At 62.2% G+C, this 26,055-nt stretch carries 26 protein-coding genes and 1 tRNA gene; 23 read left to right on the plus strand and 4 right to left on the minus strand.

Annotated features, from left to right (window positions below):
* The first annotated feature begins 53 nt into the window (after positions 1–53).
* From VJ698_RS00970 to VJ698_RS01050, 17 genes are all read left to right on the plus strand, one after another.
* Positions 54–1,532 carry an NAD-dependent succinate-semialdehyde dehydrogenase gene (locus VJ698_RS00970; protein WP_324100770.1) on the plus strand — a complete coding sequence of 493 codons (1,479 nt, stop codon included), beginning with the start codon at positions 54–56 and terminating at the stop codon, positions 1,530–1,532.
* Between the two features lie 25 nt (positions 1,533–1,557).
* On the plus strand, positions 1,558–1,719 hold the full coding sequence (locus VJ698_RS00975; protein ID WP_324100771.1) for a hypothetical protein: 162 nt from the start codon (positions 1,558–1,560) through the stop codon (positions 1,717–1,719).
* Between the two features lie 142 nt (positions 1,720–1,861).
* Positions 1,862–1,935: transfer RNA gene (locus tag VJ698_RS00980), tRNA-Gly, on the plus strand.
* 66 nt (positions 1,936–2,001) lie between these two features.
* The gene (gene trmB, locus VJ698_RS00985; RefSeq protein ID WP_324100772.1) at positions 2,002–2,718 is read left to right on the plus strand and encodes a tRNA (guanosine(46)-N7)-methyltransferase TrmB; all 717 of its coding nucleotides are present in this window, start codon (positions 2,002–2,004) and stop codon (positions 2,716–2,718) included.
* 430 nt (positions 2,719–3,148) lie between these two features.
* Positions 3,149–3,337: a Flp family type IVb pilin gene (locus VJ698_RS00990; RefSeq protein WP_324100773.1), complete on the plus strand. Its 189-nt coding sequence runs from the start codon at positions 3,149–3,151 to the stop codon at positions 3,335–3,337.
* A 236-nt stretch (positions 3,338–3,573) separates the two neighbouring features.
* Positions 3,574–4,188, plus strand: coding sequence for an A24 family peptidase (locus tag VJ698_RS00995; protein WP_324100774.1), 615 nt, complete (start codon positions 3,574–3,576; stop codon positions 4,186–4,188).
* A 140-nt stretch (positions 4,189–4,328) separates the two neighbouring features.
* A complete protein-coding gene (gene cpaB / locus VJ698_RS01000; RefSeq protein WP_324100775.1) occupies positions 4,329–5,213 on the plus strand; it encodes a Flp pilus assembly protein CpaB in 885 nt (294 codons plus the stop codon).
* Between the two features lie 10 nt (positions 5,214–5,223).
* A complete protein-coding gene (locus VJ698_RS01005) occupies positions 5,224–6,837 on the plus strand; it encodes a type II and III secretion system protein family protein (RefSeq protein WP_324100776.1) in 1,614 nt (537 codons plus the stop codon).
* Between the two features lie 9 nt (positions 6,838–6,846).
* A complete protein-coding gene (locus VJ698_RS01010) occupies positions 6,847–7,149 on the plus strand; it encodes a hypothetical protein (protein WP_324100777.1) in 303 nt (100 codons plus the stop codon).
* Between the two features lie 45 nt (positions 7,150–7,194).
* Positions 7,195–8,712 (plus strand): Tad domain-containing protein, encoded by a 1,518-nt coding sequence (locus tag VJ698_RS01015; RefSeq protein WP_324100778.1) that lies wholly within the window; start codon positions 7,195–7,197, stop codon positions 8,710–8,712.
* Between the two features lie 6 nt (positions 8,713–8,718).
* The gene (locus VJ698_RS01020; RefSeq protein ID WP_324100779.1) at positions 8,719–9,201 is read left to right on the plus strand and encodes a TadE/TadG family type IV pilus assembly protein; all 483 of its coding nucleotides are present in this window, start codon (positions 8,719–8,721) and stop codon (positions 9,199–9,201) included.
* A 22-nt stretch (positions 9,202–9,223) separates the two neighbouring features.
* Positions 9,224–9,775, plus strand: coding sequence for a TadE family protein (locus tag VJ698_RS01025; protein WP_324100780.1), 552 nt, complete (start codon positions 9,224–9,226; stop codon positions 9,773–9,775).
* Positions 9,776–9,811: 36 nt separating this feature from the next.
* Positions 9,812–11,017, plus strand: coding sequence for an AAA family ATPase (locus tag VJ698_RS01030; RefSeq protein WP_324100781.1), 1,206 nt, complete (start codon positions 9,812–9,814; stop codon positions 11,015–11,017).
* Between the two features lie 45 nt (positions 11,018–11,062).
* Positions 11,063–12,430: a CpaF family protein gene (locus tag VJ698_RS01035; protein ID WP_324100782.1), complete on the plus strand. Its 1,368-nt coding sequence runs from the start codon at positions 11,063–11,065 to the stop codon at positions 12,428–12,430.
* A 12-nt stretch (positions 12,431–12,442) separates the two neighbouring features.
* Positions 12,443–13,417 (plus strand): type II secretion system F family protein, encoded by a 975-nt coding sequence (locus tag VJ698_RS01040; protein WP_324100783.1) that lies wholly within the window; start codon positions 12,443–12,445, stop codon positions 13,415–13,417.
* Positions 13,418–13,440: 23 nt separating this feature from the next.
* The gene (locus VJ698_RS01045) at positions 13,441–14,382 is read left to right on the plus strand and encodes a type II secretion system F family protein (protein ID WP_324100784.1); all 942 of its coding nucleotides are present in this window, start codon (positions 13,441–13,443) and stop codon (positions 14,380–14,382) included.
* A 27-nt stretch (positions 14,383–14,409) separates the two neighbouring features.
* Positions 14,410–15,639 (plus strand): LytR C-terminal domain-containing protein, encoded by a 1,230-nt coding sequence (locus tag VJ698_RS01050; protein WP_324100785.1) that lies wholly within the window; start codon positions 14,410–14,412, stop codon positions 15,637–15,639.
* Positions 15,640–15,667: 28 nt separating this feature from the next.
* On the opposite strand, the gene recQ is transcribed toward VJ698_RS01050, so the two are convergent.
* The 4 genes from recQ to VJ698_RS01070 all read right to left on the minus strand — a co-directional run bounded on the left by recQ (position 15,668) and on the right by VJ698_RS01070 (position 19,347).
* Positions 15,668–17,488: a DNA helicase RecQ gene (recQ, locus tag VJ698_RS01055; protein WP_324100786.1), complete on the minus strand. Its 1,821-nt coding sequence runs from the start codon at positions 17,486–17,488 to the stop codon at positions 15,668–15,670.
* Between the two features lie 9 nt (positions 17,489–17,497).
* Complete coding sequence (locus VJ698_RS01060; protein WP_324100787.1) at positions 17,498–18,331, minus strand: undecaprenyl-diphosphate phosphatase; 834 nt, start codon at positions 18,329–18,331, stop codon at positions 17,498–17,500.
* Positions 18,332–18,470: 139 nt separating this feature from the next.
* Positions 18,471–19,019: a DUF1439 domain-containing protein gene (locus VJ698_RS01065; RefSeq protein WP_324100788.1), complete on the minus strand. Its 549-nt coding sequence runs from the start codon at positions 19,017–19,019 to the stop codon at positions 18,471–18,473.
* A gap of 61 nt (positions 19,020–19,080) precedes the next feature.
* Positions 19,081–19,347: a YkgJ family cysteine cluster protein gene (locus VJ698_RS01070; RefSeq protein ID WP_324100789.1), complete on the minus strand. Its 267-nt coding sequence runs from the start codon at positions 19,345–19,347 to the stop codon at positions 19,081–19,083.
* Between the two features lie 200 nt (positions 19,348–19,547).
* On the opposite strand from VJ698_RS01070, the gene VJ698_RS01075 reads away from it, so the two are divergent.
* The 6 genes from VJ698_RS01075 (at position 19,548) to VJ698_RS01100 (ending at position 26,054) form a co-directional block, all read left to right on the plus strand.
* Positions 19,548–20,195, plus strand: a complete 648-nt coding sequence (locus tag VJ698_RS01075) for a TetR/AcrR family transcriptional regulator (RefSeq protein WP_324100790.1) — start codon at positions 19,548–19,550, stop codon at positions 20,193–20,195.
* An 11-nt stretch (positions 20,196–20,206) separates the two neighbouring features.
* On the plus strand, positions 20,207–21,373 hold the full coding sequence (locus VJ698_RS01080) for an efflux RND transporter periplasmic adaptor subunit (protein ID WP_324100791.1): 1,167 nt from the start codon (positions 20,207–20,209) through the stop codon (positions 21,371–21,373).
* A 43-nt stretch (positions 21,374–21,416) separates the two neighbouring features.
* Entirely contained in the window at positions 21,417–24,632 is a 3,216-nt protein-coding gene (locus tag VJ698_RS01085; protein ID WP_324100792.1) for an efflux RND transporter permease subunit, read from the plus strand.
* Between the two features lie 143 nt (positions 24,633–24,775).
* A complete protein-coding gene (locus VJ698_RS01090) occupies positions 24,776–25,438 on the plus strand; it encodes a protein-L-isoaspartate O-methyltransferase (protein WP_324100793.1) in 663 nt (220 codons plus the stop codon).
* A 9-nt stretch (positions 25,439–25,447) separates the two neighbouring features.
* A complete protein-coding gene (locus VJ698_RS01095) occupies positions 25,448–25,771 on the plus strand; it encodes a rhodanese-like domain-containing protein (protein ID WP_324100794.1) in 324 nt (107 codons plus the stop codon).
* Positions 25,772–25,910: 139 nt separating this feature from the next.
* A complete protein-coding gene (locus tag VJ698_RS01100; protein ID WP_324100795.1) occupies positions 25,911–26,054 on the plus strand; it encodes a hypothetical protein in 144 nt (47 codons plus the stop codon).
* Position 26,055 lies beyond the last annotated feature (1 nt).

Genomic DNA, 26,055 nt, shown 5'->3' on the forward strand with positions numbered 1-26,055 from the left:
TTGGGTTATGCTTTATTTTTTGCCCATCACCCCACTTCGTACGGAGACGAGTCATGCAACAACAGGCCAAAGGCATACCCCAACTCAGTGACGCTTCCCTGCTCCGCACCCAGGCGTATCTGAACGGCGTGTGGATCAGCGCGGAGTCGACGTTCCCGGTCATCAATCCGGCCGACGGCAAGACCATTGCCTCGGTGCCCAACATGGGTGCGGAAGAAGCGCGCGACGCGATCGATGCCGCCAATGCGGCCTTCCCGTCCTGGTCCGCGAAAACCGCCAAGGAACGCTCGGCGGTCATGCGCAAGTGGTTCGAGCTGCTGCTGCTGCATGCGAATGACCTCGCTGCCCTCATGACCGCGGAGCAAGGCAAGCCGCTGGCCGAGGCGAAGGGCGAAGTCCTCTACGGCGCGAGCTTCGTCGAATGGTTCGCGGAAGAAGCCAAGCGCGTGTGCGGCGATGTGCTCGCCTCGACCTGGAGCGACAAGCGCATGGTGGTGCTCAAGCAGCCGATCGGCGTGTGTGCCGCGATCACGCCGTGGAATTTTCCGATTGCGATGATCACGCGCAAGGTCGCACCGGCCATCGCGGCAGGCTGCACCATTGTCATCAAGCCGGCGGAACAGACGCCGCTGTCGGCACTGGCGATGGCTGAACTGGCACATCGCGCCGGCCTGCCGCCAGGCGTGATGAACATCGTCACCGCGGATGCACAGCGCTCCATCGAGGTCGGCAAGGTGCTGTGCGACAGTCCGATCGTGCGCCACCTGTCCTTCACCGGATCGACGCCGGTCGGCCGCATCCTGATGCAGCAAAGCGCGCCCACGGTGAAAAAACTCGGCCTGGAGCTCGGCGGCCACGCGCCCTTCATCGTGTTCGACGATGCCGATCTGGATGCCGCCGTAGAGGGCGCGCTCGCATCGAAGTACCGCAATGCCGGCCAGACCTGCGTCTGCACCAACCGCTTCTATGCGCATGAATCGATCTACGATGCGTTCGTCGAAAAGCTCGCGGCCGGCGCGGCGAAGATGAAAGTCGGCAGCGGCTTCGAACCGGGCGTGGTGCAAGGCCCGCTGATCGACGACCAGGCCGTCGCCAAGGTGCAGGACCACGTGGCCGATGCCGTTTCGAAGGGCGCGAAGGTGCTCACCGGCGGCAAGCCGCATGCGCTCGGCGGACATTTCTATGAGCCGACGGTGCTGTCCAACGTGACCGCCGACATGAAGATCATGCGCGAAGAAACCTTCGGCCCGGTCGCCGCGGTCTCGAAGTTCAAGACCGAGGATGAAGCGATCGCAGCCGCCAACAACACCGAATTCGGCCTCGCCAGCTACTTCTATTCGCGCGACATCGGTCGCATCTGGCGCGTGTCGGAAAAGCTGGAGTACGGCATGGTCGGCATCAACACCGGCATCATCTCCAACGAGGTGGCGCCGTTCGGCGGCGTCAAGCAATCCGGACTGGGGCGCGAGGGCTCCAAGTACGGCATGGACGAGTACCTGGAAATCAAGTACCTCTGCATGGGCGGCATCTGACCGCTTTTCCCTGCTGGCCGGCGGCATGCCGGCCAGCCGAAAGCTTGAAGCGGTGGCCGATCAGCAGGAAAAGCTGATGCAGGCCCAGGAAATTCAGCAAAGACAACTGCAGGAAATTTCACAGCGGCTCAATTCCTCGAACTACCGCGAGAGGGTGACGCCGCCAGCGCCCTACGCCTATCCCTGATCGATCATGGTTCGAGGTGGCCGCCCCATGTTGCGATTCCTGCATCTTGCGGCGGCCTATGGGCGGAAAGCGGACCGGGACCTTGTCCTTTGCACTCGCCGTTTGCACACCAACCGCAATCCCGCGTAAAATGCGGGTTCTCGCGGGTGTAGCTCAATGGTAGAGCAGAAGCTTCCCAAGCTTACGACGAGGGTTCGATTCCCTTCACCCGCTCCAGGTCAAACAGGTACAACGGGCACCGCACGGTGCCTTTTTTATTGACACTCCCACCTCCGATCGCGCATGTCCGACAACCATTCCGACGACGCCAGCAAGCCGATGCTTTACGACCCGACGGAACGCCGCATCCGCAGTTTCGTGACGCGCGCCGGGCGTCTTTCCACCGCACAGGCGAAAGCACTCGACACGCTCGGGCCGACGTTCTGCATTCCTTACGTCAAGGCACCCTTCGATTTCGATCAGGCGTTCGGGCGTGCCGCGCCGACGATCCTCGAAATCGGCTTCGGCATGGGCGATACCACGGCGAAAATTGCCGCCGGCATGCCGGAGAAGAATTTCATCGGCGTTGAAGTGCATACACCCGGCGTGGGCAGCCTGCTCAAGCTGATCGGTGAACAGAATCTCGGCAACCTGCGCATCATCCAGCATGATGCCGTCGAGGTCATCACGCACATGATCGCGCCGGACTCGCTCGACGGCGTGCACATCTTCTTCCCCGATCCGTGGCACAAGGCGCGGCACAACAAGCGGCGCCTGATCCAGCCGCCGTTCGTGAAGCTGCTTGTCTCGCGCCTCAAGCCCGGCGCCTACGTGCATTGCGCCACCGACTGGCAGGACTATGCGGAACAGATGCTGCAGGTGCTGGGTGATGAACCGGCACTGCGCAACACGGCCGACGGATACGCGCCACGCCCCGCCTATCGCCCGGTAACGAAATTCGAGAATCGCGGCCTGCGGCTCGGGCACGGCGTATGGGACCTCGTCTTCGTGAAGCGCTGATTCCCTGCCGCATCATTGCGCCTCTGCACTGAGGCGCGTCAAATATTGCCTCGCTTTTCTGTTCGACACAATTCAGCGAGGCAATAACTCCATCCTCACTTCCCGCATTTCAGCCGCATATTTTCTCCAGCAGGAGATTATTTGCCTCCCGGAGCGCGATAAATTTCCTCACGCAAACGAAATATCGTGACAGTTTGCAACTTCGTTTGACATCAGTCAGAGAACTTGCCTCCGACCCGGAACTTTCCCCCTTGCAGCGTTCTGCTGTTTGTTTCTCGTCAACTCCCGCGTTGAAGCTTGCGAGAAACTGTTTCCCAGTTATCACGAGTTCTCCGATCGGAAACGTTGGGTCAGCGGCTTCATTGATCATCAGCGGTGCCGGTCAGAACAAGCGCGTAGTACCTTTAATTCAACCTCAAGGGAGTTCACGATGAATGCACTCAAGAAGTTCTTCCGCGACGAAAGCGGTGCGGCTGGTGTCGAATATGGTTTGCTCGTTGCATTGATTGCTGCGGTGATCGTTGCTGTGGTCGCCTCGTTGGGCACGACTCTGCACACGGCATTCTGCACCGTGCTGCAAGCACTTCCGAATCCGACGAACACAGCCGACTGCGCCTGACATCGTCGCCGAAACGATGCCGTTCGCAGAACCTTGCGCGCACGGCATCCGCATAGACGCATGACACGCTGGACGATCGACATTTTCCAATAACGCTGAACAGGCCCAGCAACAGCAGGCCTGAGAGACGGTACGGCTGTTTCCCGCCGTGGGTGTCGTTCGTTCCTTGAAAACGCAGATGGCGACTGCCGGTCCGGCAGTCGCCCTTTGACTGGCAGACTGAACGAGGAGACTCCATGGAATTCCTGACCCCCGCAAGCATGGCCGCAGCCGTGAGCGCCTTATTGTGCGCCCTGCTGGTCGCTGCGACGTGGTCGGACATCCGGCGCTATCGCATACCCAATGCACTGGTGTACGGCGGCGCGCTCCTGGGCCTCGCTCTCAATACCTTCCTCCCGGAAGGCAACGGATTCGCCAGCGCGCTGCCGGGCGCGCTTGGGTGGCGCATGGCGCTATACGGCCTTGGCCTCGGCCTGGCCATCATGCTGCCCCTGTATATGCTCCATGCAATGGGTGCCGGCGACGTCAAGCTGGTCGCCATGATCGGCGCCTTCCTCGGCCCACATGCGATCGTGTATGTGATTGCCTTCATGATGCTGGCCGGCGGCCTGCTCGCCATCGTCTATACGCTGCGCACCGGATCATTCCGGCGCATGTGGCGCAACCTGCAGACCATGATGCTGGCCACCTATTTCAAGGCGGCCTTGCACGAAGCGCCCGTCCTTGACGCGGTCCCCGATTCCGCCGGACGGCTGCCGTATGCGATCGCCATCGCGCTGGGCACCTTCATCTACCTCGGCCTGGCCGCACTCGGCCACCGGGACGTCTTCTATTTCTATGCATGGAGCTGACGATGCACATCCAGGATATCGACACTTCATGACCGGTTTCGTTTCGCAAGGGAGGATTCCATGCCGCATGCCGCCCGGTCTGTGCGGCGGCATGCGAGACATGGACATCAAGTTGTCCACATCACCACGCAGAAGGTCCTATGAAAAACACCAGAGCAGTCATCATGATCGGCGTGTCCATACTCGCGGCGATTGCTGCGGTTCTGTTTGCATCCCAGTGGATCACCGCAAAGGCCGGCCTCTCCACCAACAAGGTGGTGGTGGCTGCAACCGACATCAACCTCGGCACGCGCTTGTCGCCCGACATGATCCGGCTGGTCGACTGGCCGGCGGGCAGCCTGCCGGCGGGCAGCACTAACGACGTGAAGGCGCTCGACACGCGTGTCGCGCGCGTGAGCCTGCTGCGTGGCGAGCCGGTGCTCGAATCAAAGCTCGCGCCCATAGGAACAAAGGGCGGCCTGTCCGCGGTGGTGGCCGAAGGCAAGCGCGCGATGACGGTGCGCGTCAATGACGTGGTGGGCGTAGCGGGCTTCGCGCTGCCGGGCAATTACGTCGACATCCTGGTCAGCACGCAGGCGGAGAACAAGGAAAAGGGCGTCGGCCGCGACAACAACATCTCCAAGATCGTGCTCGAACACATCCTGGTGCTCGCGGTGGCGCAGGAAGCGAGCCGCGATGAAACCAAGCCGAAGGTGGTGAATGCGGTGACGCTCGAAGTGACGCCAGAGGAAGCGGAGAAGTTGGACCTGGCGCGCAGCGTCGGACAACTGTCGCTCGCGCTACGCAACCAGGTCGATCCCAAGCCGGCCCTGACCGACGGCGCAACCAAGCACAGCCTGCTGAACCCGGTGGCCTATGTGCTCGAGGCAAGTAAGCCTGAAGCCAAGCCGGCACCGGCAAAGAAAGTCCGCGCAGTGAAAAAGGCATCCGCCCCCGCCGCGAAACCGGCCGCGCACAAGGAGCAATGCCAGGAAGTGATCACGGGCGACGGACGCATCAGCCAATGCTACCAACTGCAGGAATAGGGGAAGAGCCATGAAGAAGAATACCAAACCGGCATCACGTGCTACCCGTGCTACCCATACTATCAAGCGCTTCTCTCCTTGCCTCCTGACGGTCGCCGCCATCCTCGCGCTCGGACTGCCTCCCGGCGCACAAGCGCAAAGCAAAAAAAATGAGGCGCCTGCTGCATCGAAGGAAGTGGTGACAAAGGCAGTGGCCAAACCCGGCGACAAGAAAGCCGTGAAATCGGGCACCGCGCCCGCTCCGCTGGCAACACCGACCTGCGTCGACGAATTCGCACCGACAGCCTACATGAACGTACCCGCCGCGAAATCGGCACTGCTCGACCTGCGCCAGCTGAACATACCCGGCCCGGCGTGGCTGCGCACGGTGGGCGACCCGGACATCGTCCAGGTTGAACCGATGACCTCGCCGACGCCGCGCTCCATGTTCTTCCTGTTCGGCAAGCAGATCGGCTCGACCAACCTGATGTTCCAGAACAAGGAAGGCCGCTGCGCGATGGTGGAAGTCGCGGTCGGCGTTGACACCGCTTCCGTCGAGTCCAAACTGCGTCAACTGCTTCCCGGCGAGAAGAACATCAAGGTCGGCGCGGTGGCAGATTCGCTGGTCCTGAGCGGCACAGTGTCCGATGCGCTCGCGGTCGAAAATGCGATCTCCATCGCCAGCGCCTTCGTGCGCAAGGGCGGCGGCAGAGGTGGTGCAGGTGGAACGGGCGATGAGCGCATCGTCAACATGCTGGCAGTGGCCGCGCCGCAACAGGTCATGCTGGAAGTGAAAGTGGCGGAAATTTCCAAGACCCTGCTCGACAAGCTGGGCGTGAACCTCGCCGGCACCCTGCATCGCGGTGACTGGACCGCTGCGCTGCTGTCGAATTTTCTCTCGGACGGCGCCGGCAAGCTGAACATCGTGAAGGCGCCTAACGGCGACTCGATCACCGTCGATGCTGAGAAGAAGGATGGCCTGGTGAAGATTCTCGCCGAGCCGACCGTGATGGCGGTGAGCGGACAGGAGGGCAGCTTCCTCGCCGGCGGCAAGATCTTCATTCCGGTCTATTCGACCACAACCGGCATCACTCCGACCAACACCATCACGCTGGAAGAGCGCGAGTTCGGCGTGAGCCTGCGCTTCACACCGACAGTGCTCGACGGCGGACGCATCAATCTGAAGGTGGCGCCGGAAGTGTCTGAGCTGTCGCGCGAAGGTGCCGGCATTTCCTCGCTCGGCACCAGCGCAGTTCTGCCGCTGTTCACGACACGCCGCGCCGCAACCACGGTGCAGCTGCATGACGGACAGAGCTTCGCCATCGGCGGCCTGATCAAGAACAACGTCACCGAAAACATCAAGGCCTTCCCCTTCCTCGGCGAAGTGCCCGTGCTCGGTGCGCTGTTCCGCAGCAGCGAATTCCAGAGCGATCGCACCGAGCTGGTCTTTGTCGTGACGCCGCGCCTGGTCAAGCCGCTGGCGCCGAATTACCCGCTGCCCACGGATGGCTTCGTGCCGCCGACCCGCGGCGAGTTCTTCCTCGGCGGGAAGATGGAAGGCAACGCGCCCGCGAAACCGGCGCAGCAGTCTTCCGCGCCAGCCTCGTCGTCTTCCGGCAAGCCGTCCGGCTTCGAACTCAAATAGGAGATGCGCATGAAAACCGCACTGACCGTGTCCACACTCATCGCCTGCGCAACCTTCGCCGGATGCGAGTCCACGCCCAACCTGGACAGCCGCTTCGGCGACAGCGTCAACATGCTCAAGGCACAGCAAACGCTCGACCCGTCGGCGTCCTCCAGCACCGAAGCGATCCAGGTTGACGGCCTGGCCGCGAAGGAAGCGATCGGGCAGTACAAGAAGTCGTTCAGCCATCCGAAGACACCGGCCAACACCTTCAGCATCAACATCGGCGCCGGATCGAGCTCCGGCTCCGGAGCGGGATCGGGTTCGCGCTGAGCTTCGTTCGCCGGCATCAAGCGGCACCGTGTCATGGAGATCAGGATGATTCGCAATTTCAGCCTCATGAAACGCCAGGAGGGCGCCATCGCCATCATGGCAGGCATCCTCCTGTTCGTGCTGGTCGGCATGCTCGCGCTCGCAGTCGATCTTGGCCATGTCTACATCGCCAGGACCGGCCTGCAGAATGGCGCGGATGCCGCCGCGCTGGCCGGAGCGAGACAACTCAACGACTCGCTTGCCGGGATCAACGCGGGCGTGGCCGATGCGATCGGCATTGCGCGGCACAATGAATACGACTTTACCAAGGCGGTGGGAACGGACGCATCGGACGCGGGCTTGACCATTCGCGTAGGCGACTGCCCCGATGACGGCTGCATGCGTACGCTCGATACCGTCACCTCGGACGCCGCCGCCTTCGGCCTGTCCTACATGGAGGTCTCGACCGGCAACCGCTCGCTCGATTCCTGGTTCGCCGGCATCTGGAACATCCTGAATTTCGACGTCTCCGCGCGCGCCGTCGCCGGACGCTATGTCATCAAAAGCGCGTCCATCGGCGTGTGCGCGGTGTCGACTGACGTGACGACGGAATTCGGCTTCATCCGCGGCGTTGCCTACAATGTGCCGGACCTCAACCCGCTGTCGAACGGCGTCCCGATCTGGATCAATCCGGTCGACACACCAGGCAGCGGCACCTGCGATCCGAAGAACGGCAACACCCCAGTCCTTGCACCCTACGTTTGTACCGGGCGTTCCGCCATCGACGTCAAGATTCCCGGCGGTTACGTGTGGGTCAATACCGGTTCGCAAGCGGTAATGAACGGCCCGCTCAATTCACGCTTCGCCGACCCGAAGGCCTACACGGGTGGCCAGGCATGCGACCCCTCCTCCGCGCCGCCGGATGTGAACGTCCAGCAGTACGACTGCGTCGGTCCCAAGGTGACCCTCCCGGTTGACCTGGCGCAAGTGCCCTGTGACAAGAACCTGCCGGGCGGCCTGTCTGCCACCACGGTGGACTGGATGAACCCCACGCCGGCTGGACAAACCATCGGGATCTGGTCCGGCGGCGCGAACCCCGGCAAGCCCTTCTATTTCCCGCATGACGTGGCCGTCGACCCGGCCTCCTCCGGAACGCGACCGCCCGCACCAACCGCCGCCGATTTCGCGAACTACGGTGTCTTGTGGTCGGCCGTTCATGAGATGAATGCAAGCACCGGCGAAGATCGCACGACCGCCGACTGGCCCGCGCTCTACGGCGGCAGCGCCAATGCGAATTACCCGGATCCGCCACCCTACCTGCAGACCAGCGGCACCTATTTCCGCGCACCGCCTCCGGGCAGTTACACGCCGCGCGCAGGCCGCCGCGTTCTCAACCTTGCCATCATCAATTGTTCCGGCATCACGGGCATGGCCGGCCAGAGTTGCAGCCAGAAGCTGCCCTTGCTCGGCGTCGGCCGCTTCTTCATGCAAAAGCAGGCGAACCTGCCGAAAGAACTGGTTGGCGAGTTCGTGGGACTGGCCACGCCGCCGTTGCCCTCGGCGCAAATTACCCTATTCCGGTGAGCGACCATGTTTCCTTTCATCGCAAAACGCACCTCAGTACGCAGGCAATCCGGTTCGGCCGCGGTGGAATTCGCGATCCTGCTGATTCCGCTGCTGCTCATGACGGGTGTGATCGTCGAGCTGGGCCGCGCCTTCTGGTATTACGATGCGCTCGCCAAATCCACGCGCGACGCCGCGCGCCTGCTCTCCATCACTGCGCCCGAAACATTCGCCAGCAGCGGTATCCCGAGCGCTGCCGCGCTCGTCGTGAATGCTTCGCGCGCGGCCGGCATTCCGGCCGACCTGGGCACCGACGATGTCACCGTGATCTGCTATGACAGCAATTACCAGCAGGCGAACTGTGAGGATGGCAACCCGCCCCACTACCTGCGTGTCGATGTCAGCTACACCCTGACGATCGGCGACCTGTTCCCGGTGATTTTCCCGACCGGCCGCCTGACGCCTCTGCCCATCACGCTCGATCCGGGCACAACAATGCGCCGCATGTGATATCGCCTGAAGGATGCCAATCATGTCCCGTACACAGACATCTCCCCAGCGCGGCGCTGCCACCGTCGAATTCGCACTGGTGGCCGTTGCCTTCCTGACCGTCATCTTCGGCATCATCGAAATGGGCCGTCTGTTCTATCTCTGGAATACCGTGCAGGAGGTGACGCGACGCGCCGCGCGCGAAGCCGTGGTGCGGTATGTCTGGGATGCGCCGGCCATACAGCGTTACGCCGTGTTCCAGCCCGGCACCACCGGCGACGTGAAACTGCCGGCAGCGGGCGAAATCAGCAATCTCGCGGTCAGCATCCGTTACCTGAACAACGTCGATGCGTCCGGAGCCGGCGTGGTGGCTGACCCGCTGCCCGCGGACCCGGTCGACAACATCACTGCCTGCGTCAGCAAGCTGCCGGGCTGCATCAATTTTGTGGAAGCGTCGGTATGCACGATGCAGAACGGCGCATGCACACCCGTACAGTACGTGCCGCTGTTCGACATGTGGCCGTTCTCTTTGTTCGCCGTCGACATACCGGGTTCGACCGTCGTCATGCCGGCAGAAAGCCTCGGCCTCTTGTAGAGACTCCGCCAGCCGAAAACCAGTTCAGGGGATAACATGAAGATTGCAATCATTTCGTCGAATACCAACACGATAGACGGCATCCGTTACATGCTGCAGGCGGGAGGCGACCAGCACAACGTGACGATGCATGAAGGCGGCCTGGAGCAGCTGGAGCGCGTCGCGAAATGGACGCGCCCCGACCTGATCATCGTCGATTACCGGAACGTCACGGATGACGGCATCAGCAGGCTGGAAAACGCGGATGTCGCCCATCTCGACGCGAAGCTGATCATCCTGTGCGAAAGCGTGTCGCCGGAATTCGTCATCGGCGCCATGCGCGCCGGCGTCAAGGATGTGCTGCAGCTCCCGGTGACCGCAGACACCCTGCGCGCCGCCATCGGCCGCATCGAGCATACGCTCGCCAGAAAGCCTTCGAAGCACGGCGACTGCCAGGTGCTTTCCTTCATCTCCGCCAAGTCGGGCGCGGGTACCACGTTCCTCGCCACCAACCTCGCCTACATGCTGGCGGTGGAACAGAACAGGAAGGTCGCGCTGCTCGACCTGAACCGCCAGTTCGGCGACGCCCTGATGTTCCTCTCGGACCAGACGCCCGCCACCACGCTGACCGACGTCGCGCGCAATATCCAGCGCCTCGATGCCGCCTTCCTCACTGCCAGCATGACGCAGGCCGGGCCGGGACTGGATGTACTGGCGGCGCCGAACAATCCGGTCGAGGGCATGGAAGTGCGGCCCGAGCATATCGACCGCATCGTCGGCGTAGCGCGCGAACAATACGATTTCGTCGTGCTGGATGTCGGCTGTAATTTCGACGCGCAAACCATCAAGGCGCTCGACCAGTCCGACTCCATCTATGCGGTGATGCAGGTCTCCCTGCCCGTGATCCGCGACGCGCGCCGCCTGCTGGATGTCTTCCACACGCTGGACTACCCGCCCAGCAAGATCCATCCGGTGGTCAACCGCTATGCCAAGGGCGGCGACATCCAGCTTTCCGACCTGGAGAAATCGCTCGGCATGAAGCTCGCACGCATCGTGCCGAACCATTACGACGCAGTGACGGCGTCGATCAACCAGGGCGTTCCGATCGGCCTGCTGAGCAAGGCCAGCCCGGTCGCCAAGGCGCTCGCCCAGTGGAGCGCCTCGCTGGTGCAAGGGGAAAAACAGGAAGAGATTCCCTGGTTCCGGCGCATGCTGAAGCGTTACGAATCCGAGCGCGATACCAGCGCGCGCAGCGGCCGATAGCAGGCCCGAACGACACCACAAAACATCAACAGAAGGAGCGGCTCCATGTCATTGAGATCGCAGTTCAACATCGGCGAAACGGAAAGCGTCGCTCCCGGCCTTGTGCCCGGCAGCGTACGCACCATCGACAACCAGGCCTACCGCGAACTGAAGGCGCGCCTGCACCAGACACTGCTCGACCGAGTCAACCTGAAGGCCATGGAAAACCTGGGCGAACAACAGCTCAAGGAAGAGCTCAAGCGACTGGTGCAGGAGCTGCTCAAATCCGAAAACGTGGTGCTCAACGACGCGGAACGCCGCGCCGTGGTGCGCGATATCCAGTACGAGATGACAGGTTTCGGACCGCTGGAACCGCTGCTGGCGGACCCGACCGTGACCGATATCCTGGTCAATACCAGCAGGCAGGTGTACGTCGAGCGCTTCGGCAAACTGCAGCTGACAGACGTGAAGTTCAACGATGAAGCGCACCTGATGAAGATCATCGACAAGATCGTGTCGGGCGTCGGCCGCCGCGTCGATGAATCGAGCCCGATGGTCGATGCGCGCCTGCCCGACGGCTCGCGCGTCAACGCGATCATTCCGCCGCTGGCGGTGGATGGCCCGATCGTCTCGATCCGCCGTTTCTCCGCGAAGGCACTGGCGATGGATGATTTCGTTCGCCTGCAGAGCCTGATCCCGGACATGGCGCTGATGCTCGAAGCCCTGGCGAAATCCAAGATCAACATGATCATTTCCGGCGGCACGGGCAGCGGCAAGACCACGCTGCTCAACATCATGTCCGGCTATATCGATCCCAGCGAACGCATCGTTACCATCGAAGATGCGGCCGAGCTGCAGCTGCAGCAGCCGCACGTGGTCAGGCTGGAATCGCGCCCGCCCAACATCGAGGGCAAGGGCGAGATCACGCAGCGCATGTTGGTGCGCAATTCGCTGCGCATGCGCCCGGACCGCATCGTGGTAGGCGAAGTGCGCGGCCCGGAAGTGATCGACATGCTGCAGGCCATGAACACCGGCCACGAAGGCTCGCTGACCACCATCCACGCCAACACGCCACGCGATGCGCTGACGCGGCTGGAAAACATGATCGGCATGGCCGGCCTGAACCAGCCGACGAAAGTGGCGCGCTACCAGATCAGCTCGGCGATCAGCGTCGTCGTGCAGGTCGCGCGGCTGCTGGACGGCAAGCGCAAGGTCGTGAGCATCCAGGAAATCACCGGCATGGAAGGCGATGTCGTGACCATGCAGGAAATCTTCGGCTTCCGGCAAACCGGCGTGACGAAAGCCGGCGCGGTGCAGGGTTATTTCCATGCACTCGGCGTGCGTCCGCGTTTCCTGGAGCGGCTGCACGTGCGCGGCATCGATCTGCCCGAAACGATGTTCGATCCGAACCGGCTGTACGAAGTGACGACCTGACCGGGGGCCAGCATGGAATATGCCTACATACTTTTTGTGATCGCGCTCTTCATCGCAGTGGTGTTTCTGCTTGAAGGCCTGTACATGTCATGGAATGCGTCGCGCGGGCCGGTCGCCAAACGGATCGCACAACGCCTCAAGCTGATGTCCGAGCAGGGTCGCAGCCCGGAGAATTCCTCCATTCTCAAGCAGCGCCTGCTGAGCAAATTCCCGGGCGTGCAGCGTTTGCTCGAACGGATCCCGCGCATCGACCTGCTCGACGGCTGGCTCGAGCAGTCCGGGCTGAACATGAGCGTGGCCCGGCTTTGCGCCGCCTCGCTCGGATGTTTCGCTGCCGTGTTCGCGCTGCTCTGGATCTTGAAGCTTCCTGTCGCCGTGGCTGCGGCCTGCGGCCTTGCGGCGGGGGGCATTCCGTTCGCGTACGTCACCGCGGCCAAGCGCAAGCGCCTGCACGCCATCGAGGAGCAGCTTCCCGACGCGCTCGATCTCGTCAGCCGCGCACTGCGGGCGGGGCATTCGTTTTCCTCCGCCATACAGATGGTCGGGCAGGAGCTGGCCGATCCGCTGGCATCCGAATTCAAACTGGTGTTCGACGAAGTGAACTACGGCATACCGATGCAGGACGCGCTCAAGCATCTGTCGGCACGCGTGCCCGGCACCGACGTCGGCTACTTCGTCGTCGCCGTGCTGATCCAGCGCGAAACCGGCGGCAACCTTGCGGAGCTGCTCGGCAAGATCGCAACACTGGTGCGCGAACGCCTGCGCCTGTTCGGCCAGATCCGCGTGTATTCCGCGGAAGCGCGCCTGTCGGCATGGATCCTCGGCCTGCTGCCGATCGTTCTCGTCCTGTTCCTGAATATCGTCAATCCGCGCTTCATGCGGGTTCTCTGGACCGACCCGGCGGGTGAAAAGATCATCACTGTGATCTCGGTGATGATGGTTTTCGGCGCCTTCTGGATGCGCAAGATCATCCGGATCAAGGTGTGACGCAAAGACAAGGAGCCACGATCATGTCCATCGTCCAGTTTCTCTTCCTCGGCGCCGTATTCATTTCGGCGTTCGCAGGCGTGATGTTCGTCATATCGCTCGTCGCGCCCAGCCCGGTCCAGCAGCGCCTGCGGCGCCACTTGAACGAAGTCGCGCCGGCAGGCGCCGATCCCGGCACGCAGTGGGTCGCGCGTCTGGCCAGGCTGAGCGGCCCTCTGGCAAAACTGTCGGTCCCCTCCGAAGGCTGGGAGAAGTCCGCGCTGCGCACGCGCTTCATGAACGCCGGCTTTCGCGGCGACAGCGCGCCGACGGTTTACTTTGCCGCAAAGACCGTGCTGGCCATCGCCATCCCGTCTGTCTTGTGGCTCGGCCTGATGGCAAGCGCAAGTGCGGTACCCGCGAACCGCATCCTCTTCATCCTCGTCCTCGCGTCCGCGATCGGCTTCTTCCTGCCCAACTTCGGGCTGACGTACATCGTGAATGTCCGCAAGCGCGAGATTTTCGAGCGCTTTCCGGAAGCACTCGACCTGCTCACGATCTGCATCGAGGCCGGTCTTGCCATCGACGCCGCGATCGCACGCATCGCGCAGGAAATGGCAGCGACCTCGCAGATCTTGAGCGAGGAGCTGCATCTCGTCACGCTGGAGCTGCGGGCCGGCAGCGCAAAGGAAAAGGCATTGCGCAACCTGGCAATGCGTACCGGCGTCGAGGATATCGACTCGCTGGTCGCGATGCTGATCCAGGCCGAGCGTTTCGGCACGAGCGTGGCCGATTCCTTGCGCGTCCATGCCGAAAGCCTGCGCATCAAGCGCCGCCAGCGCGCCGAGGAAGCTGCCGCAAAGGTGTCACTGAAACTATTGTTCCCCCTGATCTTCTGCTTCTTCCCGGCCCTGCTGGGTGTGCTCATGGGGCCTGCCTTCATCCAGATTTCGCGCGCCCTGCTGCCGGCAATGGCCGGACACTGAACCTTTTGCATGAGAGGAACGACCATCATGAAAAAAATACTGCGCCTCCTGCCCCTCGCATCCACGATCCCCTTGCTGCTGAGCTGCAGCACGCTCAACCAGGCGGATCAGAAGGAGAAAACGGCATTGCGCATCGAGCCCGTGTTCAGCATTCGCAATTCGGGCGGCAACGTGCAGGATTATTATCAGCTCGGACGTTACTATCAGGGACAGCAGCGCTACGAGCTGGCGATCGATGCCTATCGCAAGGCGCTCGAACTCAACAAGGATTTCGTCGAGGCGCACAATGCGATCGCCACGAGCTACGCGGCGCAAGGCGAGTACGACAAGGCGATCGCGGAGTTCCTGTCCGTGCTGGCGACCGCGCCGCAGGCCGCGCACATCTACAACAACCTCGGCTACACCTATTTCCTGCAGAAGAATTACGTCAGTGCGGTCGCGGCCTATGACAAGGCGCTGGCGCTGGACCCGAAGAATGCGCGCACCTCGAACAATCTCGCGCAGGCCTTTGCGCAACTGAACGAGGATGAGAAATCGCGCGTGGCGGCGATGCGTTCGCCAGCACCTTCGGCGGAAAGCGCGCCGTCAGTCACTCAACCGGTGCCTGCTGTCGTCATCGAAGAGCACGCGATTCCGGCCGCAGCGGCAACAGAATCAACGGCGGCTCCGGCCCCAGCCCCAGTGTCGGCCCCGGCATCGGCCATTGCCGCAGTGCCTGCAGCAGAATCGGCGGCGGCACCAGTGAATCTCCCGGCAGTAGCAGTGAATGCCCCGGCAGCGCCAGTGATTGCGCAGGCAGCGCCGGTGGAATCGATGCCGGTCGAAACGAAGCCGGCGCCGCAAGCCGTGCAGGTCATGCTTGCTGCCGCCCCGCCGTCGCACCTTGAGCCAGCCCCGCTCAAGCCGGCACGCCTCGAAATCGCGAATGGCAATGGCGTCAACGGCATGGCAAAGAAGACCGCGACCTTCCTCGCGCAGGAAGGCGTCGCCACGGCACACCTGACCAACCAGAAGCCATACCGTCAGCTCGAAACGGTGATCCAGTATCGCGAGGGATTCCGCGAACAGGCCGCGAGCCTGAGCCATAAGTTCGTGAACCCGCCAGCCCTTGCGGCGAACGCGAAGTTACGTGGCAATGCCGATGTGCGCCTGGTGCTCGGATGGGACCTGCGCGGAAGCCACAAGGCCGTGTTCGTGTCGGACAAGCCCGCCGCAACGCTGGCGATGGAATCGCCGCGCGGACCTGACGTGAAATGAGGGAGGGGCCGCGGCGCCCCGGCCGCGGTCAGCTGATGTCGGCAATCAGGGAAATGATTTCTTCCCCGTAGGTTTCGAGCTTCTTCTCGCCCACGCCGGAAATATTGCGCAGGTCGCCCAGCGAACCGGGTTTCGCCTTGGCGATCTCGCGCATCGTAGCGTCGTGGAAAATCACGTAGGCCGGCACGTTGTGCTTGCGCGCAGTTTCCACGCGCCACCAGCGCAGTTTCTCGAAAATCGTCTGTTCCACTGCTGAAAGTTCGCTTTCCGCGTAGCCTTTCGGCTTTGTCGTTTCGCGCTTCTTCTTCGCGGGCTTCTGGTACTGTCGCAGTTGCACGGAACGTTCGCTGCGCAACACGGGCCGCGCTTCAGCGGTCAGCTTGAGGGAACCATAGGCATCATGGTCAACCACGACCAGCCCGAGCGCGATGGCCTGGCGCAGGATCGCGCGCCATTCCGCTTCACTGGTCTCGCTGCCGATACCGAAGGTGGACAGCTTGTCATGCCGCCATTGTTTCACCTTCTCGGAATCGACGCCGCGCAGCACGTCAATCACATGGCCTGCGCCGAAGCGCTGCTCGACACGATAGATGGCTGACAACAGTTTTTGCACCTGCACCGTGCCGTCGAAGGACACTGGCGGGGTAAGGCAGGTATCGCAATTACCGCAGGGCCCGGATGGCTGGCCAAAGTAATCCAGCAGTCGCACGCGGCGGCAATTCAGCGTCTCGCACAGGCCGAGCATCGCATCGAGCTTGGCCGTCTGCACGCGCTTGAAGTTCTCATCGGCCTCCGACTCGTCGATCATGCGGCGCTGCTGCACCACGTCCTGCAGGCCGTAGGCCATCCATGCATCCGCTGGTGCACCGTCGCGGCCGGCGCGACCGGTTTCCTGGTAATAACCCTCGATGCTCTTCGGTAGGTCGAGGTGCGCGACGAAGCGCACATCCGGCTTGTCGATGCCCATACCGAACGCGATCGTCGCCACCATCACGATCGCATCTTCGCGCAGGAAACGCGCCTGGTTCGCGGTACGCTTCGCCATGTCCATGCCAGCGTGGTAAGGCAGCGCCGTCACACCATGCGCATTCAGAAATTCCGCCGTCTCTTCGACCTTCTTGCGTGAAAGGCAATACACAATGCCCGCATCGCCGGGATGTTCTTCGTGTATGAAATCCAGCACTTGCTTGCGGCCATTGGATTTTTCGACGATCTGGTAGCGGATATTGGGGCGGTCGAAGGAGGACACGAATTGCATCGCGTCTTCGAGCTGCAGACGGTGCGCGATCTCGGCGCGCGTCTGCGAGTCCGCCGTTGCGGTCAGTGCGATGCGCGGCACCTGCGGGAAACGCTCGTGCAGCACCGAGAGCCTGATGTATTCCGGACGGAAGTCGTGCCCCCACTGCGACACGCAATGCGCCTCGTCGATGGCGAACAAGGCAATCTTCGACGCCTCCAGCAACTCCAGGCAACGCGGCGTCATCAGCCGCTCGGGCGCGACGTACACGAGGTCGAGCTCGCCGTTGCGCACCTTGCGCTCGGTACGCATCGCCTCGTCGAAACTTTGTGTGGAGTTGAGGAAGGCTGCCTTCACGCCGACTTCCGCCAGCGCATCGACCTGGTCCTGCATCAGCGCGATCAGCGGCGAGACCACCACACCGACGCCGTCGCGCAGCAGCGCCGGGATCTGGTAGCACAGGGATTTGCCGCCGCCGGTGGGCATCAGCACGAGGGCGTCGCCGCCACCGGCGACATGGTTCACGATGTCGGCCTGCTGGCCGCGGAACGAGGGATAGCCGAAAACGCTTTGCAGGATGTGCAAGGCGCGGTTGTTGTCATGCTCAAACATCCCGTGATTTTAATCCACCCAGGCGACCATGCCCGTGTATGCCGTGCCAATGATCAGGACGCCGAACACGATCCGGTACCACGCAAACGCGGTGAAGTCGTGCGAACTGATGTAGCGCAGCAGCCAGCGCACGCACAGGAAGGCCGAGACGAATGCCGAGATCGCGCCAATGCCGAACCACGGCAGATCGGCGGCCGACAGCAGCGCGCGTTCCTTGTACACCGAGTAGATGGTCGCGGCGAACAGGGTCGGAATGGCAAGATAGAACGAGAACTCGGTGGCCGCCTTGCGCGACAGGCCGAACAGCATGCCGCCGATGATCGTAGCGCCGGAACGGCTGGTGCCGGGAATGAGCGCGAAGGCTTGCGCGCAACCTACCTTGAACGCATCGAGCACGCTCATGTCATCGACCGACTGGATGCGGCTGACCACCGGCTTGGCGGCATGTTTACGCTCGACCCACAGGATGACGAAGCCGCCGATAATGAAGGCCAGCGCCACCGGCACGGGCGCGAACAGCACCGCCTTGATCATCTTGTTGAAGAGCAAACCCAGCACGGCGGCAGGCAGGAACGCAACCACGAGATTGATGGCGAAGCGCTGTGCCTTGGCATCACTGGTCAATCCTGCCAGCACGCTGGCAATGCGCACACGGTATTCCCAGCAGACCGCCAGCATCGCGCCTGCCTGGATGGCAATTTCAAATACCTTGACCTTTTCGCCGGTGAAGTTGAGCAGGCTGCCCGCGAGGATGAGATGGCCTGTCGAGGAAATCGGAAGGAACTCCGTCAAGCCTTCGACAATGCCCATGATGAGCGCCTTGAGCGCGAATACTAAGTCCATGTTGGTGCTTTGTTGAATCAGTGGAAATCTGCTGGAGGGACGCCGTAGAGGTTCGTGGCTCGTTCTGCGCCATCATGGAGCGCCCCTTCCCTGAAGGCGGCGGAGCATTGTTTGACGCAGTAGCAAGAGCCTGTGGGCCTTATCTGGCGGGCTCAAAGGTTACCACGAGCGCGTTGGGCGTGGTCGTGATTTTTGCGAGGCTGAATGCCGTTCCCGCGTAGCGCAGGTCCTGCGGACGGAGAGTGTAGATCGGCACGTCTTTCAGCAACTGCTCGGCAAGGATGCTGCCGAGCGCAGCGATGCGGTTTGCATACAAGGGGTCGAGCCCGTTCACGTTGAAAGTTTCAACACGCGGCTCACCAAGCACCAGCGCGTTGCGCGACGGATCGAATTTCAGCTGTCCGGATACCGAGAAATTGCCATTCCATGTCCTGTTGGTCAGCGGCGGCGCAATCGACGCGTCCATGCTGGTCAGGATGCGATTGGAATCCGGCTGCAGGCTCACGCGCGGATTGGTGAGATGAATATCGAGCAGGTCGAGATAACGGTTATTGAAAGGAAAGCGGCTTGCCACCGCTTCCTGCAGACGCGCCAGCGGGATTTCGACATTGCGCGGTCCGAGCATGCTCGCGCAGGATGTCAGGATGGCAATAACAAGCATTGCCAGCCACACAGGGCGCAGTTTCATGGGTTCTCCTTCGTGGTATTGAATGCCGTGCGGGATTGCAGCGGGCAGCGCCTGCGCGTTCTCAATCCTGCACCGAGGTGAGCCTGTCGAGCAGCGACAGATACTGCAGCGCATGCTCGCGCGTGTCGCCGCACATCTCCATCGACGGCTGTAGACTTTCGCACACCGCAGGACGTTCCGGTTTGCCGAAGATCATGCACTGGTTCAAGGCATTCAACTGAACACAGCGCACGCCGGCAGGCTTGCCGTTCGGCATGCCGGGAATGGGGGACGAGATCGACGGCGCGATGCAACAGGCGCCGCAACCGGGGCGACAGGATGGTTTCAAGAATGGCTCGCTCAATTAACACGTTGCCGGATCGGCAATGTGAACGCCGTGGGACAAGACCGGATTCTACCTCCGGGAGCCGGTAGGCCTCTTCCCCATGAACTCCGGAAAAAAAGCCGTGCAGCTTGACTTGACGGAAGATGCAGGCGCCCGTATATTACTGACTCGTCAGTAAGTTATTTGGCTCCTGCCAACCCGCCATGAACTGTCCTTTCAAGAAGCGCTGGGAACGGCGCAAGGAAGCGCGACCGCAAGAATTGCTTGCCGCCGCGCTGGACCTCTTTGTCGAACGCGGCTACTCCGCGACCCGCCTGGACGATGTCGCATCGATGGCCGGCGTGTCCAAAGGGACGCTCTACCTCTATTTCACGAACAAGGAAGAGCTGTTCAAGGCCGTCGTGCGCGAGAACGTGGTGCCAGTGCTTGGCGAGGCGGAAGACATCGTCGAGAATTTCGAAGGTTCCACTGCCGACCTGTTTCGCGAAATCATCCACGGTTGGTGGGATCGTATCGGCGGCACCAAGCTGTCGGGCATTGCCAAGCTGATGATGGCCGAATCGAGCAATTTTCCGGAAGTGGCGCAGTTCTATTACGAAGAAGTGATTTCCCGCGGCAACGCGATGATCGCCCGCATGCTGGAACGCGGCATCAAGAGCGGCGAATTCCGTTCCATTGATGTGACGCAGGCAATGAACGTGGTATGCGCACCGATGGTCATGCTGATGATGTGGAAACATTCCTTCAATGCCTGCCGCATGGAGCCGATCCAGCCGGAAGCCTATCTGAATAACTTTATCGACCTGTTCCTGAATGGCTTGCTGAGCGCCCCTTCGGCAAGCGCGCAATGAGTGGACCTGCCATGTTGAAACGCCGTTCCTTCTGGATCATTCTTCTTGTCTGCCTGCTGGCGGGCGGTGTCGCTGCGGCCATGCTGAAGAAGCAGGGCCCGGCGCCGGCCGCCCCGACTTCGCAGCAGGCGGTCACCTTCATGGAATTCCTGCCGTCCGACATCACGCAGGCGACCGAGCGCGAGCTGCGCCAGATCCTGCCGATTTCCGGCTCATTGCGCGCATTCAATCAGGCCAGCGTGAAGGCCAAGGTGCCAGGCGATGTGCGCGAAGTGCTGGTGCGCGAGGGCGAGGCCGTGAAGGCCGGCCAGGTGCTGATCAAAATGGATGTCAGCGACTACCAGGGACGTCTCGACCAGGCAAAAGGCGCGCTGGCAGCGGCGCGCGGCCAACTGGAGATCGCGACCAAGACGCGCGACAACAACAAGGCCCTGCTCGACAAGGGATTCATTTCGAAAACGGCGTTTGACAACGCGGAGAGCCAGTACGACATCGCGCGCGCCAACGTCGAATCCGCGCGCGGCGCGCTCGACGTGGCGCAGAAGGCGCTGGCCGACACGGTGATCCGCGCGCCGATCAGCGGCCTGATCAGCAGCCGCACCATCCAGCCGGGCGAGAAGGTTTCCGCCGACAATCGCCTGCTCGACGTAGTCGACCTCAGCCAGATGGAAATGGAAGCGCCCGTGCCCGCCGCCGACATCATGCATGTCGCGCTCGGACAGGAGGTCAAGGTGAAGGTGGAAGGCATGCCGCAGCCGTTTGCCGGCAAGGTGGTACGCATCAATCCCGCCACGCAGGCGGGCTCGCGTTCGATCATGGCCTACGTGCAGATCGACAACCCGCAGGGCGCACTGCGCGTCGGCATGTTCGGCGAAGCGCAACTGACGATTGCAAAGAAATCCGGTGTGCTGAGCGTGCCGCAAACGGCGATCCAGAACGACGCCGGCAACACCTACGTGTACGCCATCGAAAACGGCAAGTTGGCGCGCAAGCCGGTCACGCTCGGCATGCGTGGTGACGACGGCCAGGGTCCGGCGGTGGAAATCGTGTCCGGGCTGGAGCGCGGCGCGCAGATCGTGAAGACCAACCTCGGCAGCCTGCGCGTCGGCACGACGGTCAGGCTGGCGCAGACCGGCGCCGCTGCGCCGGCAGCCGACGCCAGGACGGCGGCACAGTAAGCGCGCATCAACGCGCGGCATCAGACAATAGGAAACATCAGGCATGTGGTTCACCCGCATCAGTATCGGCAACCCGGTTCTCGCGACCATGATGATGGCCGCGTTCATCGTGCTGGGCTTGTTCTCCTACCAGCGCCTGCGAGTCGACCAGTTCCCCGACGTCACCTTCCCGGTGGTCGTGGTGCAGACCGACTATCCCGGCGCCTCGCCGGAGACGGTGGAATCCGACATCACCCGCAAGGTGGAAGAATCGGTCAACACCATCAACGGCATAAAGAACCTCTATTCCCGCTCGTATGAAGGCAGTTCGGTCGTCATCATCGAATTCGACCTGACCATCGACCCGGCCATGGCCGCGCAGGACGTGCGCGAGAAGATCGCGATGGTGAAGACCGGTTTCCGCAAGGAGGTCAAGGAACCGCGCGTGATGCGCTACGACCCGGCCGATCGCCCCATCATCGCCATCTCCGTCACCAACGATGACAAGGTCAAGCGGCGCGACATGCGCGACCTGACCACGGTCGCCGACCAGGTAGTGAAGAAGCGCCTGGAAAATGTGCGCGGCGTCGGCTCCGTGTCGCTGGTCGGCGGCGTCCTCCGGGAGATCCAGATCTATGTCAAGCCGAGCGAGATGGAAGCGCTCGGCGTCGGGATCGACCAGTTGATGAACGCGGTGCGCAATGAGAACCAGGAACTGCCGGCCGGCGCGATCCGTTCGAGCGCGGATGAAAAAGTGGTGCAGATCCAGGGCAGGATCAAGGATCCGCAGGACTTCGGCCGCATCATCGTCGCCCGCCGCGGCGGCCAACCGGTGACGCTGTCGCAGGTCGCGACCGTGGTCGACGGCCAGGAAGAACAGGAAAGCCTCGCGCTGTACAACGGCCAGCGCACGCTCGCGCTGTCGGTGCTGAAGGCGCAGGGTGAGAACACCATCGACGTGGTCGATGGCATCAAGGAGGCGCTGAAGGAACTCGAGCCGCGCCTCAATGCGCTCTATCCCGGTATCAGGATCGATGTGATCCAGGATAGCTCGCGCCAGATCCGTGTCGGCGTGGACAACGTGCGCCGCACCCTGATCGAGGGTGCGATGCTGACCATCCTGATCGTGTTCCTGTTCCTCAATTCCTGGCGTTCCACCATCATCACCGGCCTGACGCTGCCGGTCGCGATCATCGGCACCTTCCTGTTCATGTACATCTTCGGCTTCACCATCAACATGATCACGCTGATGGCGCTGTCGCTGTGCGTCGGCCTGCTGATCGACGATGCAATCGTGGTGCGCGAAAACATCGTGCGACACGCCGGCATGAAAGTGCATGGCAGGTTCAAGGACCACAAGACCGCCGCGCTCGACGGCACCGCCGAGATCGGCCTGGCAGTGCTGGCGACCACCTTCTCGATCGTTGCGGTGTTCCTGCCGGTCGGCTTCATGGGCGGCATCATCGGGCGATTCTTCCACCAGTTCGGCGTCACCGTGGTCGCAGCGGTGATGATTTCGATGTTCGTCTCCTTCACGCTCGATCCGATGCTTTCCTCTGTGTGGCCTGATCCGGCGGCGCACGGCGAGCACAAGGGCCTGTACTACCGCACCATCGGCCGCGTGCTGGGCCAGTTCGACCGTTTCGTGAAATGGCTCTCGCGCACCTACCAGACCATGCTCGACTGGTCGCTGAAGCATCGCAAGATGACGCTGCTGATCGCTGTGGCGACCTTCTTCCTTGGCTTCGCGATCCCCGCCGGGGGCCTGATCGGCACCGAGTTCGTGCCGCAGGCGGATTACTCGGAAACCGGCGTCACCTACTACACGCCTGTTGGCTCCTCGCTCGAACTGACGGAGACCAAGGCGCGCCAGGTGGAATCCGTGCTGCGCGAATTCCCGGAAGTGCGCGACATCTACACCACGATCAACACCGGTTCGGCGCAGGGCAAGAACTACGTCACCACCTTCATCCGCCTCGTGCCGCGCAACGAGCGCCAGCGCAGCACCACGCAGATGGCTGTGCCGCTGCGTAACCGACTGCTGCAGGTCGCCGGCATCACAGTCACGCACATCGGTTCGCTCGACGGCGTGGGCGGCGACAACAAGCAGATCCGCTTGAGCCTGCAAGGCACCGACCTGAAGGAGCTCGACAGGCTGAGCGTGGAAGCCATGAACCGGATGCGCGCGATTCCCGGCCTGGTCGACCTCGATTCCAGCTTGAAGGCGGAGAAGCCGACCATTTCCGTCGAACCGAAACGTGACATCGGCTCCGACCTCGGCGTGGGCGTGGCGCAGATCAGCGGCGCTCTGCGTCCCCTGCTCGCCGGCGACGAAACCACGACCTGGCGCGCACCGGACGACGAAAACTACAACGTCAAGGTTCGCCTCGCGCCGTCCGACCGCAACAACACCGACGACCTCTCGCGCCTGATGCTGGCCAGCTCGCAGACCAATCCCGATGGCACGCCGAAGATGGTCGCACTGCGCCAAGTCGCAACAATCACGCCCTCGACCGGCGCCAACCAGATCAACCGTCGCGACCTCAACCGCGAGGTCGAGCTCTCGGCCAACGTCGTCGGGCGCTCCGCCGGTGAAGTCAGTGCCGACGTCAAGCGCGTGCTGGACGGCCTGAACTGGCAGCCCGGCTACCGCTACCAGATGGGTGGCTCCACCAAGAACATGCAGGAATCCTTCGGCTATGCGATGTCTGCGCTCGCGCTGGCGGTGATCTTCATCTACATGATCCTCGCCTCGCAGTTCGCCAGCTTCCTGCAGCCGGTAGCGATCATGTCGGCGCTCCCGCTGACGCTGATCGGCGTGTTCCTGGCACTGATGTTCTTCCGCTCGACGCTGAACATGTTCTCCATCATTGGCTTCATCATGCTGATGGGCCTGGTGACCAAGAACGCGATCCTGCTGGTGGACTTCGCCAACCAGGCACGCAAGGCAGGTGCCGAGCGCACCGCTGCCCTGCTGGAAGCCGCGCACGTCCGCCTGCGCCCGATCCTGATGACCACGCTGGCCATGGTGTTCGGCATGGTGCCGCTGGCCTTTGGTCTCGGCGAAGGTTCGGAGCAGCGCGCGCCGATGGGACAGGCGGTGATCGGCGGCATTATCACCTCGTCAATACTAACCCTGGTGGTGGTGCCGGTGATTTATACCTATCTGGATGATTTTGCAACATGGGTGCGTCGCAGATGGCGCCACAGCGAACCTGACCGGCATCAAGGCGCGCCGGCAACATCGGTGCTGCAGAGCAAAAACGAGGATGCTGTTTGATAAAATATGGACCTCATTTCATCAGTGACAGCGCGGGTGACAAGGGTTTGGGCGGGGTGCAGTGCCAGCACAAAACTCTTTTCGCGCGCCATCACTGGTAACATGCGTTTCATTACTTTATTCCCAACTCCCCGAGTGCCGACATGAATATCGAACAAGCCCGTTTCAACATGATTGAACAGCAGATCCGCCCATGGGACGTCCTCGCGCCGGACGTCCTCGAACTGCTGACGGTCGTCAAGCGCGAAGCCTTTGTCCCGCCCGCCTACAAGGACCTGGCATTCTTCGACACGCAGATCCCGCTGCCGAACGGCGAGCACATGTTCGCACCGAAAGTCGAAGCACGCATCCTGCAGGAACTCGCCATCAAGAAGCACGAGACGATCCTTGAAATCGGCGCAGGTTCAGGCTACATGGCCGCGCTGCTGGCCTACAAGGGCCGCTTCGTGACCACAGTCGACATCGATCCGGAACTCAAGGCCATGGCGCAGAAGAACCTCGCCAATTACGGCGTGGCCAATGTGGAAGTCGCGCTCGGCAACGGCGCGCAGGGCTGGTCCAATGCGGGTTCCGAAGCGCCGTACGACGTGATCGTGATTTCCGGCTCGCTGCCAGTGCTGCCCGACACCTTCCTGAAGCAGGTCAAGGTCGGTGGACGCATCTTCGCCATCATCGGCGAATCCCCCGTCATGTCGGCGCAGATCATCACGCGCGTGTCGGACACGGCGTGGAACACCATCAAGGTTTTTGAAACCGACGAGAAGCCGCTGCGCGATGCACTGGTGCCGTCGCATTTCGTGTTCTAAGGATCATTCATGCAAAACATCACCGCACCGGAATTGGCCACATGGCTCGCTGACGCATCACGCGCCAGCCCGGTGCTGCTCGATGTGCGCGAGCCCTGGGAATTCCAGACTTGCCACATCGCGGGCTCCGTGCCGATGCCGATGAACACGGTGCCGGCACGTCTTCAGGATCTCGACAGGGATGCGCCGATCGTGTGCATCTGCCACCACGGCGGACGCAGCATGCAGGTTGCGTCCTTCCTCGAACGCAACGGTTTCGACCAGGTTATCAACCTGGCCGGCGGCGTCCATGCATGGGCGCTGCAGGTCGATAACTCAATGCCAACCTATTAGTACTCATTTCATCGGCAGGAGGGCTCGCGAAGATGGACCGGACGAATGGCGTGCAAGGCGCGACAGGACGCGCAGGCTGGGTGCCTGTGCTGATGCCGCAGCGCCACAAGGCTCGTCCGGAGCGCTTCCCGGAAGGTTCATGCCACAGCCGGCACAGGCCGCGTCGCGCTTCTCGCAACCGGGCAACGGTCTTTATCGCATCGTGCGCCTTGTCGGCATCGGTCCTGTTGTGAACGTGAACCCGATTGATTGTGAAATGAGTCCCAACCCTTGTCTGATCTGAC

The sequence above is a fragment of the Noviherbaspirillum sp. genome (assembly GCF_035254685.1).
Classification (GTDB): Bacteria; Pseudomonadota; Gammaproteobacteria; order Burkholderiales; family Burkholderiaceae_D; genus Noviherbaspirillum.